General features: G+C 39.2%; 20 protein-coding genes and 1 riboswitch. Of the genes, 13 read left to right on the top strand and 7 right to left on the bottom strand.

Going from position 1 to position 19,054, the window contains the following annotated elements; genetic code table 11:
* Window positions 1-47 precede the first annotated feature (47 nt).
* The gene (locus IEV09_RS04100) at window positions 48-2,303 is read left to right on the top strand and encodes an ATP-binding cassette domain-containing protein (RefSeq protein WP_188367008.1); all 2,256 of its coding nucleotides are present in this window, start codon (window positions 48-50) and stop codon (window positions 2,301-2,303) included.
* Between the two features lie 507 nt (window positions 2,304-2,810).
* Window positions 2,811-3,755, top strand: a complete 945-nt coding sequence (locus IEV09_RS04095; protein ID WP_188367007.1) for a Gfo/Idh/MocA family protein — start codon at window positions 2,811-2,813, stop codon at window positions 3,753-3,755.
* A 37-nt stretch (window positions 3,756-3,792) separates the two neighbouring features.
* On the opposite strand, the gene IEV09_RS04090 is transcribed toward IEV09_RS04095, so the two are convergent.
* Both IEV09_RS04090 and yaaA read right to left on the bottom strand, forming a co-directional pair.
* Window positions 3,793-4,773: a Gfo/Idh/MocA family protein gene (locus tag IEV09_RS04090; RefSeq protein ID WP_188367006.1), complete on the bottom strand. Its 981-nt coding sequence runs from the start codon at window positions 4,771-4,773 to the stop codon at window positions 3,793-3,795.
* Window positions 4,774-4,858: 85 nt separating this feature from the next.
* On the bottom strand, window positions 4,859-5,605 hold the full coding sequence (yaaA, locus tag IEV09_RS04085) for a peroxide stress protein YaaA (protein ID WP_188367005.1): 747 nt from the start codon (window positions 5,603-5,605) through the stop codon (window positions 4,859-4,861).
* Between the two features lie 221 nt (window positions 5,606-5,826).
* A riboswitch (purine riboswitch) is annotated at window positions 5,827-5,928 on the top strand.
* 54 nt (window positions 5,929-5,982) lie between these two features.
* Here yaaA and IEV09_RS04080 point away from each other — a divergent pair.
* From IEV09_RS04080 to IEV09_RS04055, 6 genes are all read left to right on the top strand, one after another.
* Window positions 5,983-7,359, top strand: a complete 1,377-nt coding sequence (locus IEV09_RS04080; RefSeq protein ID WP_188367004.1) for an NCS2 family permease — start codon at window positions 5,983-5,985, stop codon at window positions 7,357-7,359.
* 162 nt (window positions 7,360-7,521) lie between these two features.
* Window positions 7,522-8,385: an acyltransferase gene (locus IEV09_RS04075; protein WP_188367003.1), complete on the top strand. Its 864-nt coding sequence runs from the start codon at window positions 7,522-7,524 to the stop codon at window positions 8,383-8,385.
* A gap of 18 nt (window positions 8,386-8,403) precedes the next feature.
* Window positions 8,404-8,559: a hypothetical protein gene (locus tag IEV09_RS04070; protein ID WP_188367002.1), complete on the top strand. Its 156-nt coding sequence runs from the start codon at window positions 8,404-8,406 to the stop codon at window positions 8,557-8,559.
* Window positions 8,560-8,697: 138 nt separating this feature from the next.
* Window positions 8,698-9,477, top strand: coding sequence for a hydroxymethylpyrimidine/phosphomethylpyrimidine kinase (locus IEV09_RS04065; protein ID WP_188367001.1), 780 nt, complete (start codon window positions 8,698-8,700; stop codon window positions 9,475-9,477).
* Window positions 9,478-9,482: 5 nt separating this feature from the next.
* Window positions 9,483-9,986: an ECF transporter S component gene (locus IEV09_RS04060; RefSeq protein ID WP_188367000.1), complete on the top strand. Its 504-nt coding sequence runs from the start codon at window positions 9,483-9,485 to the stop codon at window positions 9,984-9,986.
* On the top strand, window positions 9,986-10,537 hold the full coding sequence (locus IEV09_RS04055; protein ID WP_188366999.1) for a TIGR01440 family protein: 552 nt from the start codon (window positions 9,986-9,988) through the stop codon (window positions 10,535-10,537). The genes IEV09_RS04060 and IEV09_RS04055 overlap by 1 nt, the downstream gene beginning before the upstream one ends.
* 55 nt (window positions 10,538-10,592) lie before the next feature.
* Here IEV09_RS04055 and IEV09_RS04050 read toward each other — a convergent pair whose 3' ends face one another.
* On the bottom strand, window positions 10,593-11,279 hold the full coding sequence (locus tag IEV09_RS04050) for a DUF2238 domain-containing protein (protein WP_188366998.1): 687 nt from the start codon (window positions 11,277-11,279) through the stop codon (window positions 10,593-10,595).
* Between the two features lie 137 nt (window positions 11,280-11,416).
* Here IEV09_RS04050 and IEV09_RS04045 point away from each other — a divergent pair, with 137 nt between their 5' ends.
* The 3 genes from IEV09_RS04045 to IEV09_RS04035 all read left to right on the top strand — a co-directional run bounded on the left by IEV09_RS04045 (window position 11,417) and on the right by IEV09_RS04035 (window position 13,439).
* Window positions 11,417-12,154, top strand: coding sequence for an alpha/beta hydrolase (locus IEV09_RS04045; protein WP_188366997.1), 738 nt, complete (start codon window positions 11,417-11,419; stop codon window positions 12,152-12,154).
* A 38-nt stretch (window positions 12,155-12,192) separates the two neighbouring features.
* Window positions 12,193-12,774 (top strand): uracil-DNA glycosylase family protein, encoded by a 582-nt coding sequence (locus IEV09_RS04040; RefSeq protein ID WP_373281471.1) that lies wholly within the window; start codon window positions 12,193-12,195, stop codon window positions 12,772-12,774.
* 83 nt (window positions 12,775-12,857) lie between these two features.
* Window positions 12,858-13,439 (top strand): hypothetical protein, encoded by a 582-nt coding sequence (locus IEV09_RS04035; protein ID WP_188366995.1) that lies wholly within the window; start codon window positions 12,858-12,860, stop codon window positions 13,437-13,439.
* A 293-nt stretch (window positions 13,440-13,732) separates the two neighbouring features.
* On the opposite strand, the gene IEV09_RS04030 is transcribed toward IEV09_RS04035, so the two are convergent.
* On the bottom strand, window positions 13,733-14,215 hold the full coding sequence (locus IEV09_RS04030; protein WP_188366994.1) for a GyrI-like domain-containing protein: 483 nt from the start codon (window positions 14,213-14,215) through the stop codon (window positions 13,733-13,735).
* A 100-nt stretch (window positions 14,216-14,315) separates the two neighbouring features.
* On the opposite strand from IEV09_RS04030, the gene IEV09_RS04025 reads away from it, so the two are divergent.
* The gene (locus IEV09_RS04025) at window positions 14,316-15,266 is read left to right on the top strand and encodes a helix-turn-helix transcriptional regulator (protein WP_188366993.1); all 951 of its coding nucleotides are present in this window, start codon (window positions 14,316-14,318) and stop codon (window positions 15,264-15,266) included.
* The gene (locus IEV09_RS04020) at window positions 15,263-15,820 is read left to right on the top strand and encodes a histidine phosphatase family protein (RefSeq protein WP_188366992.1); all 558 of its coding nucleotides are present in this window, start codon (window positions 15,263-15,265) and stop codon (window positions 15,818-15,820) included. Before IEV09_RS04025 ends, IEV09_RS04020 begins: the two co-directional genes overlap by 4 nt.
* On the opposite strand, the gene IEV09_RS04015 is transcribed toward IEV09_RS04020, so the two are convergent.
* The 3 genes from IEV09_RS04015 to IEV09_RS04005 all read right to left on the bottom strand — a co-directional run bounded on the left by IEV09_RS04015 (window position 15,806) and on the right by IEV09_RS04005 (window position 18,959).
* Window positions 15,806-16,264: a GNAT family N-acetyltransferase gene (locus IEV09_RS04015; RefSeq protein WP_188366991.1), complete on the bottom strand. Its 459-nt coding sequence runs from the start codon at window positions 16,262-16,264 to the stop codon at window positions 15,806-15,808. The genes IEV09_RS04020 and IEV09_RS04015 overlap by 15 nt on opposite strands.
* A 122-nt stretch (window positions 16,265-16,386) precedes the next feature.
* Window positions 16,387-16,977, bottom strand: a complete 591-nt coding sequence (locus tag IEV09_RS04010) for a LuxR C-terminal-related transcriptional regulator (RefSeq protein WP_188366990.1) — start codon at window positions 16,975-16,977, stop codon at window positions 16,387-16,389.
* Complete coding sequence (locus IEV09_RS04005; protein WP_188366989.1) at window positions 16,974-18,959, bottom strand: sensor histidine kinase; 1,986 nt, start codon at window positions 18,957-18,959, stop codon at window positions 16,974-16,976. Before IEV09_RS04005 ends, IEV09_RS04010 begins: the two co-directional genes overlap by 4 nt.
* Window positions 18,960-19,054: the final 95 nt, after the last annotated feature.

Raw genomic sequence — 19,054 nt, 5'->3', positions numbered from 1 at the left:
TCTGTTATGATGGAAAACCGGCCAAAAAACCAGAAGGAGGTTGTTCGATGTCGAATACAGACCGTATTATTCTAAAAGGTATGAAACAAAACAATTTGAAAGACGTGACGCTAGAGATACCGAAAAACAAAATAACGATTTTCACGGGTGTTTCAGGTTCAGGAAAGTCTTCGATTGTTTTTGATACGATTGCCAACGAAGCAGGACGTCAAATGAATCAAACGTATAGCACATTTGTTCAAGGGTTCTTACCGAAGTACGAGAAACCAGATGTTGAAAGTATTGAAAATTTATCACCCGCGTTTATTGTCGATCAAAAACGATTAGGTGGAAATGCCCGATCAACACTCGGTACAAGAACGGATATTTACACGTTTTTACGTTTGCTCTATTCACGTGTCGCGAAACCCTTTGTCGGTTACGCACATACGTATTCCTTTAATGACCCTGAAGGTATGTGTCTCACTTGCCAAGGGATTGGTAAAGTGATTGCTCCCGATTTCAAGAAGATTGTCGATTTAACGAAATCATTGAACGATGATGCTGTTTTATTCCCAGCCTTCGCAAAAGGAACATGGTATTACAACTCTTTTGCAGAGTCAGGATTTTTCGATAAAGATTTGCCATTAAATGAATACCCAAAAGAATTACTTGATAAACTGCTTTATGGACACGGTGAAAAAGTCGTTGTCCCTCATAAAGATGGCACCTTTAAAACGGATTACGAAGGGATTATTTATAAATTCCGTCGTTTGTTTATTGATCGTGACTTAAGTAAGCATTCTGAAAATACCCAGCAGAAGGTCGCAGAATTTACGACTTTTGATACGTGTGAAGACTGTCACGGGAAACGTTTGAATCCAAAGTCGTTAAGTAGTACGATTCATGGAAAAAATATTGATGATGCCGTTCATATGGAGTTAAGCGAGTTATTAGACTTTATTCAAACCATTACTGAATCTGAGGCACAACCGATTGTCGAAGAAATGTCGAAACGCCTTCAAAATTTAATTGATATGAAGTTGGATTATTTAACCCTTTCACGTGAAACAACGACCCTTTCCGGTGGAGAATCCCAACGAATTAAAGTCGTGCAATATTTAAATAGTAGCTTGAATAATATTATTTATATTTTTGATGAGCCAAGTACGGGACTTCATCCACGAGATGTTCAAAATTTAAATAAAATGCTGCAAAAACTCCGAGATAAAGGCAATACGATTTTAGTCGTGGAACACGATCCAGATGTGATAGAAGTCGCCGATTTAATTGTCGATGTTGGTCCACTAGCTGGTAGTCACGGTGGTGAAATCATGTTTACAGGAACCGTTGAAGCATTGAAAGAAGCCGACAACTTAACTGGTAAATACTTAAATCGTCCAATCGAGTGGAATGAAAAGCCACGTGAAGCAACCGAGTTTTTTGAAATTAAAAATGCCACAACCAATAACTTGAAAAATGTGACAACAAAGATTCCTAAAAATGTCTTTACTGTCGTGACCGGTGTGGCTGGTTCAGGAAAAAGTTCATTAGTATTTACGGACTTTATGGAACAACATCCAGAAGCCATCGTGATTGACCAAAGCGCTCTACACAAATCGAACCGTTCCAACTTAGCCACTTATACGAAAATTTTAACAACCATCCGTGATATTTATGCGAAGAAACACAATGTCGACAAAGCTTTGTTTAGCTTTAACTCTAAAGGTGGTTGTGAAAACTGTAAAGGCAAAGGTTATACAGTGACGGATTTAGCTTTCATGGAAGGCGTGAAGACGACGTGTACGGTCTGTCAAGGTTCGCAATATAAAGAAGAAGTTTTACAGTACGAGTTAGACGGATACAATATTGTTGAAATCTTGAAGATGACAGTCAGCGATGCATTAGCCTTTTTCGAAAACAATAAAATTACGAAAACACTCGCAACACTGGAAGAAGTCGGACTCGGTTATTTATCACTCGGTCAAATGATGGATACCTTGTCCGGTGGTGAATGCCAACGTATTAAGTTAGCTAGTGAGCTACACAAGTCAGGAAATCTCTATATTTTAGATGAACCAACGACCGGTCTACATATGGCCAACGTGAGTGAACTCCTTGTCTTACTACAAAAACTAGTCGCTAACGGCAGTTCCGTGATTGTGATTGAACACAACACCGACGTCATGCGCCAATCCGATTGGTTAATCGATATCGGACCAGAAGCCGGTAAAAACGGCGGAGAAATCATGTTCTCAGGCTACGTCAAAGACATGAAAAACGTCGATTCAATCACAGCAAAATATTTATTTAAATCAAGGTGATAAATGAAGCGTTCTGTGACGAGTAATAAGCAAAGAATCGTTTGAAAGTGCTTTTTACTTTCAAAAAGATTCAGGCTTATTATTGAGTCACAGCTTCAGTTATCCCGTTCAATCCAGGTGTTAAAAAGTGTGCTCAGCGACAAGAGATAAGAGGGCATTAGAGAAAATCGGTTTTTGATTTTATTCTAGTGACCACTTATCTCCGCAGTCGCTACACTTTTTAACCCGTTCAACCAAGGTGATAATAAAATCGTTTTGGTCTGAGCTACTGGAAGGACGGTCATGAAATCGTGAACTTTCGATTACATGACTTTTCTGAAGTAGCCGAAGGACAGATTTTATTGTCCGGCTCAACCAAAGTGATAAATGAAGTGTTCTGTAACAGTTGATAAGTAAAGTAGGATGGGACTTAGGTTTCATCTTTTTTTTTGCTAGACGAATGCTTCGACTTGCTTTAAAGTAAAGAAGAACATGATTTTCAATACGATATTAATAGGAGGAAAATCAATGAATTTTGGTATTATTGGTTATGGCAATATAGCAAAACGTTTTTTTGAAAGCATTCAACACACTAGTGAGGGAAAAGTCACCGCAATTGGCTCCAAATCACTTGCTGCCAATCAAGAATTTCAACAAGAATACCCAGAAATTCAAGTCTACTCCACTTATGAAGACTTATTAGCAGATCCCAACATTGATGCGGTGTATCTTGCTTTACCACATCAATGGCATAAAGAATGGTCAATTAAAGCCTTGCAACAAGGGATTCCAGTTTTATGTGAAAAACCGGCTGTTTTAACCACTGCAGCAATGAAGGATATCATGACGGTTGCACAAGAAAATCAAACACTCTTTATGGAAGCTTTTAAAACGAAATTCAACAAAGGATTTCTACAATTAAAAAAAGATATGGAACAGATAGGGGAAATAAAACGAATCGAAGCGAGCTTTTGTTTTGATGTCGGTGAAGATCGTGATACCACATCCTATTTATTTCAAGCGGATCACGGAGGCGCATTAAATGATGTTGGCACGTATTCGATTGGTTTTGTACAAGCTTTAATCGCAAGTGCGATTCAGAACGTACAAGCGAAAGCTGTTTTTTTTAATGGGGTGGATGAGTACTTTAAAGCAACACTCACGTTTGAAAATGGTACCATGGCTATCGTAGAAGGGGCGATTGATCGAGAAAAAGAACGGATCGCAACAATTATTGGGGAACACGGAAAGATTACAATTCCATATTTCTATCGTTTAGAGCAATATACAATCCAATTAAATAATCAATCGGAAACGACGTACCATTTCCCAATCAAAGGGGATGACATGACCCTCGAAATTGAACATTTTATGGAACAAATCAAAGAAAAACAGTGCGAATCAAGTGTTCACAGCTTAGAAGATACGTATCAAATTATTGCAACAATCGAAAAAATTAGACAAAAAATGTAGCCCTTTTAAAGGCTACATTTTTATTTTTTTAGAATGATTAATTGATTCCGCCATTTAAATAAGCTTGTTCAATAATCCAACTCAATTCAACGGCTGTATCAATCCCGTATTCTGGTGGATTTGGTAAGCTTGGATCGTCAACCAATTGAGAGAAGACAGCAATTGGGTAAGGGTGCTCTGCTAAAGTGGAACCGTCAATCATTGTTTTTGTTTTATATTTTTCATCAATTTCTGATTGAATCATAATCGTATCTTCGGTGTCACCAGGTGAGCCGTAAACTAGGATCGAACCTTGTTGTCCCACTACCTCTAAGAAGTTTTGTCCAACATTTGTCATAAATGAAGTAAACGCCGTACCGATTGCTTTGTTTTCGAATTTCATAACCGTTGTGGAGTTGTCCTCAATCCCTTTGTCACCAAATTGCGTCATCATTGCTTTGACTTCCACAGGTTTACCACAAAGGTAAGGTAACATCGCTAAACCATGGCAACCAAGATCCAGCGTTGCGCCACCACCTGATTGTGTTTGATCGTACCAGTAAGCTGGAAGCCAATCATTTAAAACACCGCTGTGCGCGCGTCGGAAGTAAACCGAAACGACATCGCCAATCGTACCAGCATCGATTTGTTCTTTGACAAAGCGATAACTACCTGAAATTAAGGACTCAAGTGATAAGACAAAACGACAATCACTGTTGTCCAGAGCCTCTTTAATTTCCAGTGCGTCTGCATAATTCGTTGTCAACGGTTTGTCGACAAAAATATGTTTACCATGAGCAATCGCAGCTAAAATTAATTCTTTATGAGACGTTGTGGGTGCTTCAATTACAACTGCTTGAACATTGGCATCGGATAAAACTTTTTCTAAGTCCGATTCATAAGGCGCGCCATATTTTTCGGACGCTTTACGACCTCTTTCTTCAATCGAATCCCAAACATATAAGCATTCATCTTGTGGAATTTGATTTAAAAATCCTTCTGTGTGAACGTGCCAATCTGTTAATAATGCGTACTTCAAGTGCGTCATCCTTTCTATCAAAACATCATTTTGAAATCACTTACAGTATAGAGAGTTGTAGCGAAAAAAACAATGGAATAATCCCTTATTCTTGATGGAGAAAAACAAATTTATTGACGGAAGAGTGTGTTTTTGAAAAACGATAGTGCGGATGGTCGAATTGCTTAATTTCATCGAGTGTTTTGACTTGATTTTCAGCTAAGTAACGAACCATCTCACCACGTGCCATTTTGGCTAAAGTCGCTTTGACTTTTAGCTTGTTGTCGATGGCATGCATAAAAGCAATGTCAATTAGTTGATCGTTTTCTTTTAGATAAGGGGTCAATGTTTTTGAATATTCTTTGGAAGCTAAATTAATGACTGGCTGTTGATCTGCGAATAAGGCCGTATAGATTTTATTCCCCCAGAAATCATAGAGGTGCTTTGATTTTGCGATAGGTAAAGGGGCTTGCATTTCTAAACGATAAGGCACAATCCCATCAAACGGGCGCAAAACACCATAGAAACCAGAAAGAATCCGCAAATTTTCTTGAATATAAGTCAGCGCGGGTTCGGTAAATAAATCAGGGGCCATGTATTGATATTGTAGTCCTTTATAGCTGACAATCGCTGGCGTGAGATTCTGGTTAAAAACCATTTGCTGAATGCGTTCATAATTTTCTAAAGCTAAGGGGGCGCTACATTTCCAAAGTTTCGTCGCTTCTTCAAGCGAAAGCTTTTGTAAGTGGGTGAGGATTTTCTTCGTCTCCGCTAAAAAGGCCGGTTGACTTTGTGGTAAAAAATGATCGGGTTGAGTCGTCATTGTTTTGGTCGGTGAAATAATAATTTTCATAAATAAATCCTTTCGTGTACGTGTGATTCTTTGTTCTATTGTACCATTGGATGAAGTAAAAAAGTATTCAATGAAGTTTTTTCAAAAAGGTGCATTTTTTAACCTTTTTAACCCATTAAGGCCTGAAATGTGAGGAGTTATTCGGTTAATAATGAACTTTTAATCGTATTATCATTCTTTTCGTTCGTGTTTTATATTGATTATTCGGGTGAATCCTGTTATGATAACCAAGGAAGAAAAACCATATAGTTCTGGTAATAAGGTCTAGAAGTTTCTACAAGCTACCCGCAAAGTAGCTTACTATGGCAAGGGTCGTTTTTTTGTCCTTTTTGTCATTGTGATTGGTTTTTTTAATTACCAAGGAGGAGAAAAAAGAAATGAAAGAAAAAATTGATCAGTATTTTGGAATTACAAGATCAGGATCGACTTACAAACGTGAATTAACAGGGGGCTTAACCGCATTTCTAGCGATGTCTTATGTCATCTTCGTTAACCCGATTATTTTAGGGCAAGCAGGTATGCCACAAGATGCAGTCTTTATGTCAACCATCTTATCATCAGCGATTGCGATGTTAATTATGGGCTTATGGGCACGATTCCCACTAGGGTTAGCGCCATGTATGTCAATGAACGCCTTCTTTGCTTATTCGGTTGTTTTACAAATGGGTAAAACGTGGCAAGAAGCATTAGCAAGTGTGCTTGTTGCATCAATTTTATTTTTAATTCTAGCAATCTCAGGTGTCCGTTCAAAAATTATTACGGCTATTCCGACAACGGTTAAACAAGCCGGTACGGTTGGATTAGGGATTTTTATTGCTTTTGTGAGTTTCAAAAACTCAGGTATTATCGTACCAGACGAAGGCATGTTCATTAAATTTGGTGGCTTCGATAATCCAAACGTCATCATCGCATTCTTCGGTTTACTAGTTGCAGCCTTCTTCTTAGTACGTAAAAACCAATACGCGGTTTTCTTAGGAATGATTGGCGCAGCACTTTGCGGGTTGTTCATTCGTTTTGGTGCAACAATGGACTGGTTTAACTTAAGTGAAACGGTCGTAGCAGGTCTACCACAATTACCAGCAGGATCACCTGTCGTAATACCAGTTGAGCCAATGCAAGCGATGTTAGATGAAACATTCCTTGTGGCCTTTAAAAACTTAGATAAAATGTTATCATTGGATTCATTTATTGTTATTTTAACGTTCTTATTTTTAGATTTCTTTGGAACAGCAACAACGCTTTCTGCAGCAGCAACACAAGTTTCAGATATTAAAAGTGAAAAATTCGAAGACAACAAGCGCATTTATAGTGCCGATGCATTAGGTACATTCTTTGGTTCGCTTTTCGGAACATCAAGTTTATCAACATATATCGAGTCGGTTTCAGGGATCATTGCCGGTGCTCGAACGGGATTAATGAGTGTCGTTGTGGCAATTTTATTCTTATTGTCAGCATTCTTTTTCCCATTACTATCACTTGTAACTTCGGCAGTAACGACACCAGCAATGGTCGTTATCGGAATTTTCATGATGCAAAATATTCGTAACATTCGTTGGGATGGCCCGTTCGAAGAAATTATTCCTGCATTCTTAACAATCGTTATGATGCCACTAACAGGTTCAATCGCATTAGGATTGGTTCTAGGTTTCTTATCTTATGAAATCTGCATGATCTTCGCAAAACGTACAAATGAAATACCAAAAGCGATGCATGTCATTTCAATTATTTCGATTGCATACTTGTTTACATTGTAAAATCCTTCAGCGCAAAGTAATAAGCAAAGAATCTTTCAAAATTATTTTTGGAAAGAGGAGTTCTTATTGCTTCGCGCTTTTTTTTTATTTTCTTCCTTAGTAACCGCTTTATTTATAAGGTATAATGAATCGAGAAAAAGTATTTTGTGAGGAGGTTTACATATGCAGTCTATTATTCAATTGGAAAATAACAATCAAATTATTCTGACGGGAGCAGATGGGAAAACGATAAGTTATGATACGTTTATGGCACGTAACCCCAAATGTCAATTGGTATTTAATGGCAAAAATAATCGATTGGTTCTGCCTTTTGATGCGGAATTAATGAATAGTAAGATTAACTTTATGGCAAATAATGGGCTATGTTATTTAGAAAATACCTTGAATAAAAAAGTTATTTTGAATCTTTCTGTCTGGGAGAATTCAACTTTTATAATGGGGAAAGATTGTTCATTTAATGGTTTTTTAAATGCGATTGTGTCTGAAAATCGAACGGTGTTGATTGGTCAACGTGTGATGTTTTCATTTGGGATATGGATTCGAACATCAGATGTTCATATCGTTTTATCGATTGAGAGTCGTAAAATTATCAATCATGGAAAAGATGTGATTATTGGTGATGACGTGTGGATTGGACAAGGTGCGAGTTTATTAAAAGGGGCAACGATTGGTTCAGGGACAGTGTTGGGCTATGGCTCTATTTTAACGAAAGCCGTACCTTCTAATTGTATTTGTTCGGGAGCGCCAGCAAAAGTTGTCAAACGTCAGATTGTTTGGGACCGTCAGAGTATGCATAATTTTTCTGAGGAAGAAAAAACAGACTTTGAAGAAACATATGATTTTGACCCAAAAATCATCTACACGAATGAAGCTTACCCAGAGAATCTGCAAGAATTTCGTAAGCAATTAGGAAGCATTCAAAAACGTACAATGCTTGATAAAATGGCAGTCATTGCAACGCTTTTTGACCAACCCGTAGTTATTAAAGAAAAAAAGCCAAGTTTTTTAGCGAGTCTATTTGAATAAATACATTGGAGGAAAAGCATGAAGAAAAGTTATACAAACACAAAGATGACAAGCTTCTTTTTTGTTGGAGGCATGTTCCTAATTTTAGGTTTGAATAAGAGTTATTGGTGGTTTTTAGCCGCAGCTGCTTGTTTTGCGCTAGGGATTTATGCCAATCAAAAAAATAAAAAATAAATGATTGACGACGTGAACGTTTCTATTCGTAGAAGTTCACGTTATTTTTATCAAGTGGATGGGTATGAAACTAGCCAATTGGCTGTTTTGCTTTCCAGCCAATCGTTTTATACTATTCAAAAGGAGTGAATAGCGAACATGGTTTTAAAAACATTAACAATCGGTGGTTCCGATACATGGGGCGGCGGTGGGATTCAAACCGACTTACGCACCTTCGAAAATTTAAATACGTTTGGTTTAACGGTGTTAACGTGTATTGCGGTCGAAGAAGATAACAGCTTTGCGATTCGTAGTTTACCTGTTGAACTGATTCAAGAACAATTACAAACAATTGAAAAAAACTTTCAACTCGATGGAGTGAAAATTGGTCTCTTAGCAACGGTGGAAATTGTCGATGTCGTTCTTGATTTCTGTCGACGCCATCAAGGCGAATTTCCGATTATTTTAGATCCTGTTTTGGCTTTTAAAGAAACCGAGGAGCAATTAGCAACAAATTATATACAAAAAATCAAAGAATTGTTTCCGTTGGTCGATTTAATCACGCCCAATCGCAATGAATTGCAGCTTTTAGCGGACTCGCACGCGATTGACACATTCGAAGAAATGACGGCTGTGACACAAAGCTTTACGAAAGCCCATCCGGTAAAAGTGATCGTGACCGGAGGAGGGAAAGTGTCAACGGATTTTTTCCGTGATGGTGAGATAACACAGGCATTTACGGGACCATTATCCAATCGAACAACGAATCATGGAGCTGGCTGTAGTTTTTCATCAGCCATTTGTGCCTATTTAGCACATGGCTGGACTTTGATAGAAAGCATCGAAAAAAGTAAACGCTACGTCTATGAATCAATTGAAAATGGTGTCGTTGTGGGGGATGCAGGGAACGTTTGGCATCCAACGAAAAGAAAGGGGTAGCAATCATGAAATTACAAAAACAACTCGTTATTATTGCAATGTTGACGGCGCTGACTGTCGTATTGTCACTCTTATTTATTTTTCCTGTACCGGCGACGAATGGTTTTGTGACGCTGGCTGAAGTCGGAATTTACAGTGCGGGATTTTTACTCGGTCCGCTAGGCGGCTTTTGGGTTGGCGCTTTAAGTGGTGGTTTGATTGATTTGTTTGCCGGCTATCCACAGTGGATTGTGGCTTCTTTTCTCATTCATGGTCTACAAGGAGCGGTTGCGGGTTACTTCTTCCAAAAAAATCCTAAATGGCTACATGGGGTGGGCTTTGTCTTAGCCAGTCTGTTGATGGTAATCGGTTATGCGATTGCTACGGCGCTAATCTACACTTGGCCGGCAGGAGTCGCTTCGATTTTTGGGAACGTCATTCAAAATATTTTCGGTGCGAGCTTAACGATACTCGTAATGGCATCGATACGTAAAATAAATTTACCTTTAATGAAAGAGGGTCCACGATAATGGAAAAAACAAGTTTTGTGACCGATTTAACGCAAATGGTCAACGAAATTCTAACTGAAGCGCAGCTAAAACCAGGCAATACGTTTGTCTTAGGTTGTAGCACGAGTGAAATTTTAGGGAAGAAAATCGGCAAATATCCTAGTCAAGAAATTGGTGAGTGGGTCGTTGAAACACTCAACAACAGACTTGAGCACGATGGTATTCATTTAGCGGTACAAGGTTGTGAACACTTGAATCGTGCGCTGGTTGTTGAACGTCAGGTTGCAGAAAAAAATAATTGGGAAATCGTGGAAGTTTTGCCGAGTCTAACTGCAGGTGGGGCATGTTCGGTGGCGGCCTTTAAGTATTTTAAGGATCCAGTCGAAGTTGAAGCGATTGTCGCACAAGCAGGTATTGATATTGGGGATACAGCGATTGGTATGCACATCAAACATGTTCAAGTTCCTGTGCGACCAACGAAAAAAGAACTTGGCGCAGCCCATGTGACGGCGCTACGTTCACGTCCGAAATACATTGGCGGCCCACGTGCAGCGTATCAATCAGAAGGTTAATAAACAACAAAAAAGCATGAATCAGAGGCGAGTGTTCGCTCCTGATTCATGCTTTTCATTTGGTTACGCGAGGTTCTTTTGTTGAAATAAAAAAGAAGTGTTGTAGCCAGTCATTGGACCGATTCATTTTAAAAGCGCAATAGAGGGTGAAAAGACTAGCGCCGAGGGCATTAGCAAACAAATCACTCATCGTATCCATCAAAGAGTGGCGTCCAACCAAATTTCTACCGGTAATGGTCGCAAATTGTTGCATGTTCAAACCTAAAAGACCATCAAACGTAAATTCATAAAATTCCCAATAAACACCCAAAGTCATCGCAAAAAAGAAGGAGAAAAGTAAAATTGTTGCGGTTGAAAGGTGCTTGAATTTAGGCATGAGCAGGCTAAGAACACCTAAGCCTAAAATAGTCAGGACCATTCCGCTAAAAGCATGCAGCATTTTATCCCAATAACGGATACGCAGATAAAAGGACAAGCCGGTACCTAGAAAAACAGATAAGCCAAGAAAGAGCCAATAGGTTTTTTTAAAGTAAGAGGAAATAAGCAATTTAAATCGTCGCTCGACCAAAAATGGGAGCAGGCAAAGAAGAACACCGATAAAGACTTGAAAAACGAGAAACCATGCTTTTTTTATTCCTGTGACTTGATTGAATGCCAGGAATGAAAGAACCAGTGTCAATAAGAGTCCGAAGAGAGAAATCGGATAAAAATAATACTTGTCAGGAAGTGGCTTTTGTTTCATTGAATCCGCTCCTTTTTTATTCTTTATTATCCATCTTTTTTAAATAATTTCAAGTAAAAACAAAAGGCGAGCGTACTCACTCTATTCTTTGTCAGAATAGCCAATTTGTTCTATGATAAGAGAAAAGGAGCTGGACAATGCAAACAAAACAGAGAAGTAAGTATAAAAAAATCATTATCGGAATCGTAAGCATCCTGGGCATACTATTCGTGGGTAGCTGGCTAGTGCTGCAAACAAAAATGCATCAACCAAGCATCCAAGCACAAAGAGTGAGCGAAAGCGCAAAAGAAGAAAAACATTATACTTTTTATTCGGGTGGCAACAAAGAGTCGATTGGGTTGATTTTTTATCCGGGAGGGTTGGTTGACCCAGCAAGCTATAGTCTTTGGGCACAACAAGTGGCGCAAGCAGGCTACGATGTTTATGTTGTCCATTTTCCACTGAATTTAGCAGTACTGGCTCCGAATCGGGCCGAAGAAATCCAAGCGGCGCATCCCCAAAAGCGCTTTGTTTTAGCCGGACATTCGTTAGGTGGTGTGATGGCTAGTCGTTACCTTGTTTCGAATGCAGATGCAATCGAGGGCATGGTTTTTCTAGCCAGTTACCCCGATCAAAAAGGGGCGCTCAATACGTTGGAAGTCCCGGTACTTTCAATTACGGGGACAAATGATGGTGTTTTAAATGCCGAAGCGTATGAATCGGCGAAACAATATTTACCCTCAGATACTCGCTATGAAGTCATCAAAGGGGGAAATCATGCGGGATTTGGGAGTTATGGCAAACAAAAAGGCGATCATCAAGCAACGATATCCAATGACGAGCAGCAAGCAGCCATTCGTCAACAATTGATTCAGTGGCTAGAACAATTCGACTAAATCAAAGGCTGGCGTTATGAACGGAAAGGATGAGAGAAATGACAATCGAAGACATTCGACAAGCCGTAATCAATGATCCAGAAAACCAAGAAATGACAGCGAAAGGTTGGACACCGATTTTTAGTGCCACGCCCAACGCTAAAATTGTACTGATCGGACAAGCACCGGGAATTAAGACGCAACTAAGAAGAGACGTCTTTCGCGATAAAAGTGGCGATCGTTTACGAGAGTGGCTAGGGGTATCAGAAGAAACCTTTTACCAAACAGGACAGATTTCTGTTTTACCAATGGACTTTTATTTCCCTGGAAAATCCAAAACAGGTGACTTGCCGCCACGGCTAGACTTTTTTGAAAAATGGCATCCGCTATTATTGGCACAAATGCCAGAAGTTGAGTTGATTGTTTTAATTGGAAGCTACGCACAAAAGGCCTATTTAAAAAAACAAGCGAAAAAAACCATGACAGCAACGGTCGCAGCCTATCAAGAATACTTACCGACTTATTTTCCAATTCCTCATCCCTCACCATTGAATTTTCGTTGGTTGAATAAAAATCCCGACTTTGAAGCGAAAACAGTCCCAGAATTACAAAAGCTCGTACAGCAAATTTTAGCAAGTTGATGTCAAATGATTGATAAGCGTAAGTACTTGGCATACAATTAAAGTATCAGTAGATTGCGTAGTTAGGAGATAACGAAGGAACCATGAATAGAATGAAAATCGAAAAACAATTGTTTGACCAACATGGCGTTGAACTTTTTAAAGTCTATCATAAAGGCTATATTTTACCTTTAGAAAATATTCAAAAAGGAATTGCCATTCATGAAATTGAAGAAATATGGCTTGAGGAATACCCCTACTTATCGTATCCCATATTTACTCAAGAGCCACCGGTCGATGAGATTTCCAAATTTACGAATGAAGAACAGCGATGTATGGTTGTTATTTCACCCATTCAAATTAGTCAAAAAGAAGTGAAACTCGGTGCCTATGGTCTGAATCAGTTGTTTTATTACTCACCGTTTGAAGAACCGGATGCGATTTTACGTATTAATATGCCGCACTCGATTACGGATGTGATTCAAGTTCCAGTTTTAAAAATCCGTTTGAAAAACCAACGAATTTATCCTGTTTTTCCAGAAGGCAATTCAATCGGCTGTGAAGAAGAAGGCTTATTTTTACGTGAAGGGGAAAAGTATGCCCCAGCCATTGAACTCGATAATCGCCCAATGCAGATCAAACAAATTTTAGAAGCCTTTGGTGTTGAAACAGTGAAACCCCAGTAGTATTCCAAGGTGAAAAAGGACGGGAAAAGTCGTTTAGAGTCAACTCCCGAAAGAGCTTCCTTTCACTATAATCTAAAAATAGAAAATAGAGGGTAAATTCATCCGTTGATGAATTTACCCTCTAATCTTAGTATGTTTTTTCATGCGAACATTTGATGGACAAACGGGTGACAAAAGTCTACTCTTTCGAAAAGATTCACTAAATTCGAGCAATTGAAAGTCTCAATTTTTCGAATTTCCCTCCAGTTTCTCAGAACAAAACGACTTTTGTCACACCTGCCTTTATTTTCAGATTAATTGTCTTTAACGACAGGAATCCACATTTCACCATGGAACTGTCCATTTTCTTCGCCCATTTCGACCACAGCATTTGGACCACCAACATAACGATACTCACTCAATTGACCAAGCACTTGACCAAAGGCGATACCGGTTAAAGTTTGACGCAAAGCTTCCGGTGAATCGGCATGACCGGAAACGACAACATAACTTCCAGCTGGAAATTGAATCACGCGCGTCACTTCAGGTAAGCTCTCCTCACTTTGAACGCCAACATAATACATCATTTTATTGTCATAGGCTTCATTGACAGTAAAGAAGTAGTCATTACTAGCGATTGCGCGTAGTTTATCGACGAGACCTTCCGTTTGATTTTTGCTTTCAAAAGCTTGCTTTTCGTTAGCGATACCAGCGAAATCGGTATAAGGACTTTTTAATTCCACACCAATTCCCATTACAGTAAAACTTGGTTTTTCTTCTAAAAGATAGTTTGTCATGAGATTGCCTTCTTTCTTTTGCTCCTAAAAGCAATTTGTTTTACACTTATATCATACAACCGAATCCTATCAAAAAATGACACGTTTAACGAGGTGTACAGTGAAAAAAACAGAAAGAATTAATACTTTAATGCGATTTATGAATAATCGTGGTCATTTTACCGTCGCAGAAGTGATGGCAGAATTCCAAATTTCCCGTTCAACAGCGGTACGTGATATTCGAGAAATCGAACGTCTTGGTTTGCCACTTGTCGCAGAAGTTGGAAGAGATGGTGGATATTCGGTCTTACACAATGCGATGTTACCAGCGATTCGCTTTACCGATGATGAAATAAAGGCTCTTTTTATTTCTTTTATGGCGAGCCGGAATCAACAATTACCCTTCCTAAAAAGTCGGCAATCACTAGCTGAAAAAATTATGGGACTCTTATCCGAATCGCAGCAAGATGATTTACTAATGTTGAACGAAACATTACTCTTTCAAGGAACCAATCCACACAATCCCGATTTATTGGAATTATCGGATATTCCAGATCCACTACTAGAACAATTGATTCAATCGCTTTTACAAAATCGCTATTTATCATTGAATCGGACCGATTTACCAGACCTCGACATTTATTTGAAATCACTCTACAAAGACAACCAAACGTGGTGGTTAGCGTGCATTGATTTAGCTGATTTTCAGACGAAGGCGATTCCTTTTTCAACGGTTGCAAACGTCGAAATCTTAAAAAATGCCGAAACGTATCAAACGAAAAAGGTTTTACACAAAGCGAGGCAACAACGACAACAAAATACCGTCTTACACCTTGGCTCAAAAGCCATCGCCCAATACCACAAGTACCATCCCTTTGAAATGAAGTTAGCTTACCTAGACCCTTATCAAATGACAGGGGAAATCCGATGTTGGTTGGCATTTGAAGCAGATGAACAACTCGAAGAAACGGTCAATTGGTTGCGGTTTTTAGGTAAGGAACTATCCATTATTCAAGCGCCCGAGCGTTTATTAAAAGCATTAACAAATGAAAAGGAGTGTGGCAATAAATGACGATTTATTTGGTTCGACATGGACAAGACGACAAAAGTGTTCGTGGTGGTTGGTCGCAACAAGGATTAATTGAAGAAGGGATTCAGCAAATCCATGCATTAGGGCAACAACTCTCGCAACATACTTTCGAGAAAATAATTGTCAGTGATTTGCCTCGAACAAAGCAAACCGCTGACATTCTCACAAGTTATTTAACCAATCCACCTGTTTATCTACTTTCAAAAGAGTGGCGTGAAATGAACAACGGCAAGTTAGCTGGCATGAAAAACAGTCAAGCGGCGATCGATTATCCCGGACTGTATTATCGCACGCTAAAAATGGATGAGACATACCCAGATGGTGAAAGTCCCAACGATTTTTATGAACGGATCAAAGCGGCTTGGGAAAATATTCAAGCACAAAAAACCACCGGCGATGTTTTAATCGTTACGCACGGCGGTGTGATTAATATTATTTTCCATCTTTTACACGATTTGCCTTATACCAATCAAGAGATGTATTTTCCAGTCGGTACAGGAACAATCACAGCTATTGAGGAATCATTCAGTGAGTGACTTACCGTAGACGCGACTGCTTTCACCCCAAGGATGATAGCCTGTCCCTAAATATTTAAAACCAAATTTTTCATATAAATCCAGATGGTCGGTACACAAATAAAGATTCGTAAAGCCCAGCATTGCGGCGTCTGCTTGAATCGTTTCAATCAGTAAGTGACTCAACCGTTGCCCACGATAAGCTTCCTCTACATAGAGCGCACAAAGCCACGGCCAGACATCGCCCCAGCTAATAAAATCATTGACGATTAGACCGGCACAGCCAATAATCGTATCGTTATCCATGAGTAAATACCACTGTGGCAGGGAAGAAGGCGAAGTGATCGAACGGGTAATACAGTCTTCATAAAGCTTCATGGATTCCTCACTCGCCCACTGTTTTTGAAAATACCGAATCGCGCGCTCAGCGTATTCGGGTTGTTGCTTGATAGAAATGACGTGCATACAAAAGTCCTCACTTTACTTGTTTTATTAAGTATAACAAATCGTTTATTGGAATGCCGTAAATAGCCCGCTTATTTTTCAATGATCGTTGAAAAATAAGCGAGCTATTTTTTTATCATCCATTAAATATTGATTCGAATGAGTCCGAGTTCGATGCCTTTCATAACGGCAGAAATGGTTGATCCGACTTGTAATTTTTCTAAAATGTGTTGGATGTGACTCGCGACTGTCCGACGCCCAATGCCTAATTGATCGGCGATTGCTTGTTGCGACAATCCTTGCGCACTTAATTGTAAGATTTGTTTTTCTCGATCTGTTAGTGGGTCGAGCGAAGGTTGATAGTTTGGGAAGCAAGTGTGTCCTTGGTCTACCAATTGAATGCTGTGAATTAATTCTTCTAACGAACCATTTTTGCTGAGGAACCCTTTAGCGCCCATCTTTTTAGCGCTTTCGATATACTCAATCGGATCATATCCTGATAAAAAAATCATTTTTTGCTTTGGGAAATGTTCTAAAATCAGCCGTCCTTCATCGAGTCCATTTTTATGATTTAAATGAATATCCATCAAAATAATTTCAGGTTTTCCCTTTTGCACAACAGCCAAGCTATCGTGTGCTTGTGTGTAAATTTCTAACTCAGGGAAAGTGGGGTGCAAGGCGAGTTGAATGCTACGAGCAAACAATTCGTGGTCATCAAACAGAAAAATCTTCAATCGTGTTCCCTCCTTTTAGGTAAAGCCATTTGAATGGTTGTTCCTTTGGGCGAGCGAGGCAAGAAGGTGATAGTGCCCGCTAGGCTGTGGACATCTTGCGTGACGGAGCGTAAGCCGAGTTGCTCGTTTAACCTGTTAGGTTGTGTCATCCCAATACCATCATCTTCTACGCTAAAGTGCAAGGTGCCGTGAGCATCTTCAATCGTGATTGTCACAGTCGTTGCTTTAGCATGTTTGACTGCATTATGCATCAATTCTTTTAGGATGCGATAGATGGTAAAACGAATGGCTGGTTGTACTTCAACCGCATCATCAATCTTCGTGGTGATATGCGGCAGTTTTTCCGTTGTGTATCGCTGTTGCAACTGATGAATCAGGTGTAGAATACTTTGTTTAAAAGGCAACTCGAGTAATATACTAGGATATAAATCGAATGTTTTTTCACGAATGTCGCGGTTCATTTGGGTTAAATGGATACTGATTTTTTGTAGTGTGAACTGTGTATCCTCATCGGTGGCACTCGTAGACTCGGATAACGTTTTGATGGCTAAAATATTTTGCAAAACCTCATCGTGTAAGTAATAAGACAATTCTTTTCGCACTTTTTCCATTTCTTTGAGATAGGCGATGCCTTGCAATTGTTCCTGATACAATGATAAATACTCTGGAATGAGCGGCTGTTGTTTGACTTGAGCGGTTCGGCTAAAGGATAAAGCCGGTAGCAGTTCATCGAGCATCGAAAAATCGGGCGTGGAAGGAGCGTTGACTAAGAGCCAGCCGAGCGTCTGCGAGTCCCCAAATAGCACTTTTTTATAGAGCCTTTGATTCTGATACGTAAAACGATGGGTGGGCGTTTGCAGTTCCGCCTTCAGTTTTTTCGACAGACGAATGTGTTTTAAGCTGCCACTTTTATGTCGAATGAAAAATTGGTTGGAACCTTTCCAAATGAGGCATACCCCATCGGCGTCGAATCCTTTTTCGAGTAAGCGTTGAATCGTGTTTTCGAGCAAATCCATCGTAGTTGCTTGCACCATTTTTTCATCCAATGCCAACTGTTTTTGCGCGTCGGTTGTTTTGGTAAAGCGAGCGAGAAATTTTTGCTGGGTAACGACGACAGAAATGAAATAAAGACCGTAAAATGCGGTTGCGATAATCAATAATTTGGGTAATGGAATTTCTAATAGCTGAACAGAACCCCAGAGAATCGCCCCAAATAACAAAAGACCCAACCCAAGTTTCCCCAAGTAATCTTTGATGTCTAAATGAAAGTGAATGTCTTTTTTTTGAATGACAAGAAAACCAATCCCAACGATCGGGATGAGCGAGAACAAGAAAGAACTTGGACCTTCGGAGAATTGAAAAAAGAATGGCAAAACGAGAGACGTATCTGTGAGTAAGGACGGTAATAGTCGGAACAAAAAAGAAAGAAGAAGCGTCAAAGTTAGCAGGAGTAAAATGGTTTTTTGCGCGTTTTGTTCGGAACGAGATTGTTTGTTACGAGCTTGCCAGTAAAAGAATACGCACCAGAAAAATAACAACAATAAATCCCACGGATCAAATCGGCGATCATAATTATTGAGGTTAACTAAGATAAGACTAAATAAACTAATCAACTGCCAGATGCGATTGATCTGTTTTGTGAACGTCTGAAATAACAACAAAAAAGCACAAGGTAATAAGAAATGTGCGACGAGAGCAATCATGTAAGGCAGCGATTCATCAGAAAATAAAGGATAGAAGTTAAGCGTCCAGCCTAACAGGATGGTCGTTAACAGATAAAGAAACGTCTGTTGGTTAAAAGTACGGCTGCGCATAAAAATAAACGCACTAAAAAGAAAAACGAAAAAATTCAGTAATAAAACTTGCTGCGATACGGAAACGTAAAAGGATTGTAAAAAATCATTCAACAAATAAGTCGTGTAAATAAATAATACAAAATTGCCGCAAATCAGCAGAAAACTACTTTTCTTCGCTATATTCATTTTTATGCTCCTTTAAGTTAATTTAACTGTAGTCTATCAAATAAAATAGACAAATAAAAGAAAAATTGCACAAAATACAGAGGACGAACGAATCC

The organism is Enterococcus alcedinis, from assembly GCF_014635985.1.
Classification (GTDB): domain Bacteria; phylum Bacillota; class Bacilli; order Lactobacillales; family Enterococcaceae; genus Enterococcus_I; species Enterococcus_I alcedinis.
This window is presented reverse-complemented; position numbering and strand designations above follow the sequence as displayed.

What these genes read in the sequence shown, in the direction of transcription:
- IEV09_RS04100 (WP_188367008.1), top strand. Translation starts at nt 48, where the DNA reads ATGTCGAATACAGACCGTATTATTCTAAAAGGTATGAAACAAAACAAT.
- IEV09_RS04095 (WP_188367007.1), top strand. Translation starts at nt 2,811, where the DNA reads ATGAATTTTGGTATTATTGGTTATGGCAATATAGCAAAACGTTTTTTT.
- yaaA (WP_188367005.1), bottom strand. Translation starts at nt 5,605, where the DNA reads ATGAAAATTATTATTTCACCGACCAAAACAATGACGACTCAACCCGAT.
- IEV09_RS04080 (WP_188367004.1), top strand. Translation starts at nt 5,983, where the DNA reads ATGAAAGAAAAAATTGATCAGTATTTTGGAATTACAAGATCAGGATCG.
- IEV09_RS04075 (WP_188367003.1), top strand. Translation starts at nt 7,522, where the DNA reads ATGCAGTCTATTATTCAATTGGAAAATAACAATCAAATTATTCTGACG.
- IEV09_RS04070 (WP_188367002.1), top strand. Translation starts at nt 8,404, where the DNA reads ATGAAGAAAAGTTATACAAACACAAAGATGACAAGCTTCTTTTTTGTT.
- IEV09_RS04065 (WP_188367001.1), top strand. Translation starts at nt 8,698, where the DNA reads ATGGTTTTAAAAACATTAACAATCGGTGGTTCCGATACATGGGGCGGC.
- IEV09_RS04060 (WP_188367000.1), top strand. Translation starts at nt 9,483, where the DNA reads ATGAAATTACAAAAACAACTCGTTATTATTGCAATGTTGACGGCGCTG.
- IEV09_RS04055 (WP_188366999.1), top strand. Translation starts at nt 9,986, where the DNA reads ATGGAAAAAACAAGTTTTGTGACCGATTTAACGCAAATGGTCAACGAA.
- IEV09_RS04050 (WP_188366998.1), bottom strand. Translation starts at nt 11,279, where the DNA reads ATGAAACAAAAGCCACTTCCTGACAAGTATTATTTTTATCCGATTTCT.
- IEV09_RS04045 (WP_188366997.1), top strand. Translation starts at nt 11,417, where the DNA reads ATGCAAACAAAACAGAGAAGTAAGTATAAAAAAATCATTATCGGAATC.
- IEV09_RS04040 (WP_373281471.1), top strand. Translation starts at nt 12,193, where the DNA reads ATGACAATCGAAGACATTCGACAAGCCGTAATCAATGATCCAGAAAAC.
- IEV09_RS04035 (WP_188366995.1), top strand. Translation starts at nt 12,858, where the DNA reads ATGAATAGAATGAAAATCGAAAAACAATTGTTTGACCAACATGGCGTT.
- IEV09_RS04030 (WP_188366994.1), bottom strand. Translation starts at nt 14,215, where the DNA reads ATGACAAACTATCTTTTAGAAGAAAAACCAAGTTTTACTGTAATGGGA.
- IEV09_RS04020 (WP_188366992.1), top strand. Translation starts at nt 15,263, where the DNA reads ATGACGATTTATTTGGTTCGACATGGACAAGACGACAAAAGTGTTCGT.
- IEV09_RS04015 (WP_188366991.1), bottom strand. Translation starts at nt 16,264, where the DNA reads ATGCACGTCATTTCTATCAAGCAACAACCCGAATACGCTGAGCGCGCG.
- IEV09_RS04005 (WP_188366989.1), bottom strand. Translation starts at nt 18,959, where the DNA reads ATGAATATAGCGAAGAAAAGTAGTTTTCTGCTGATTTGCGGCAATTTT.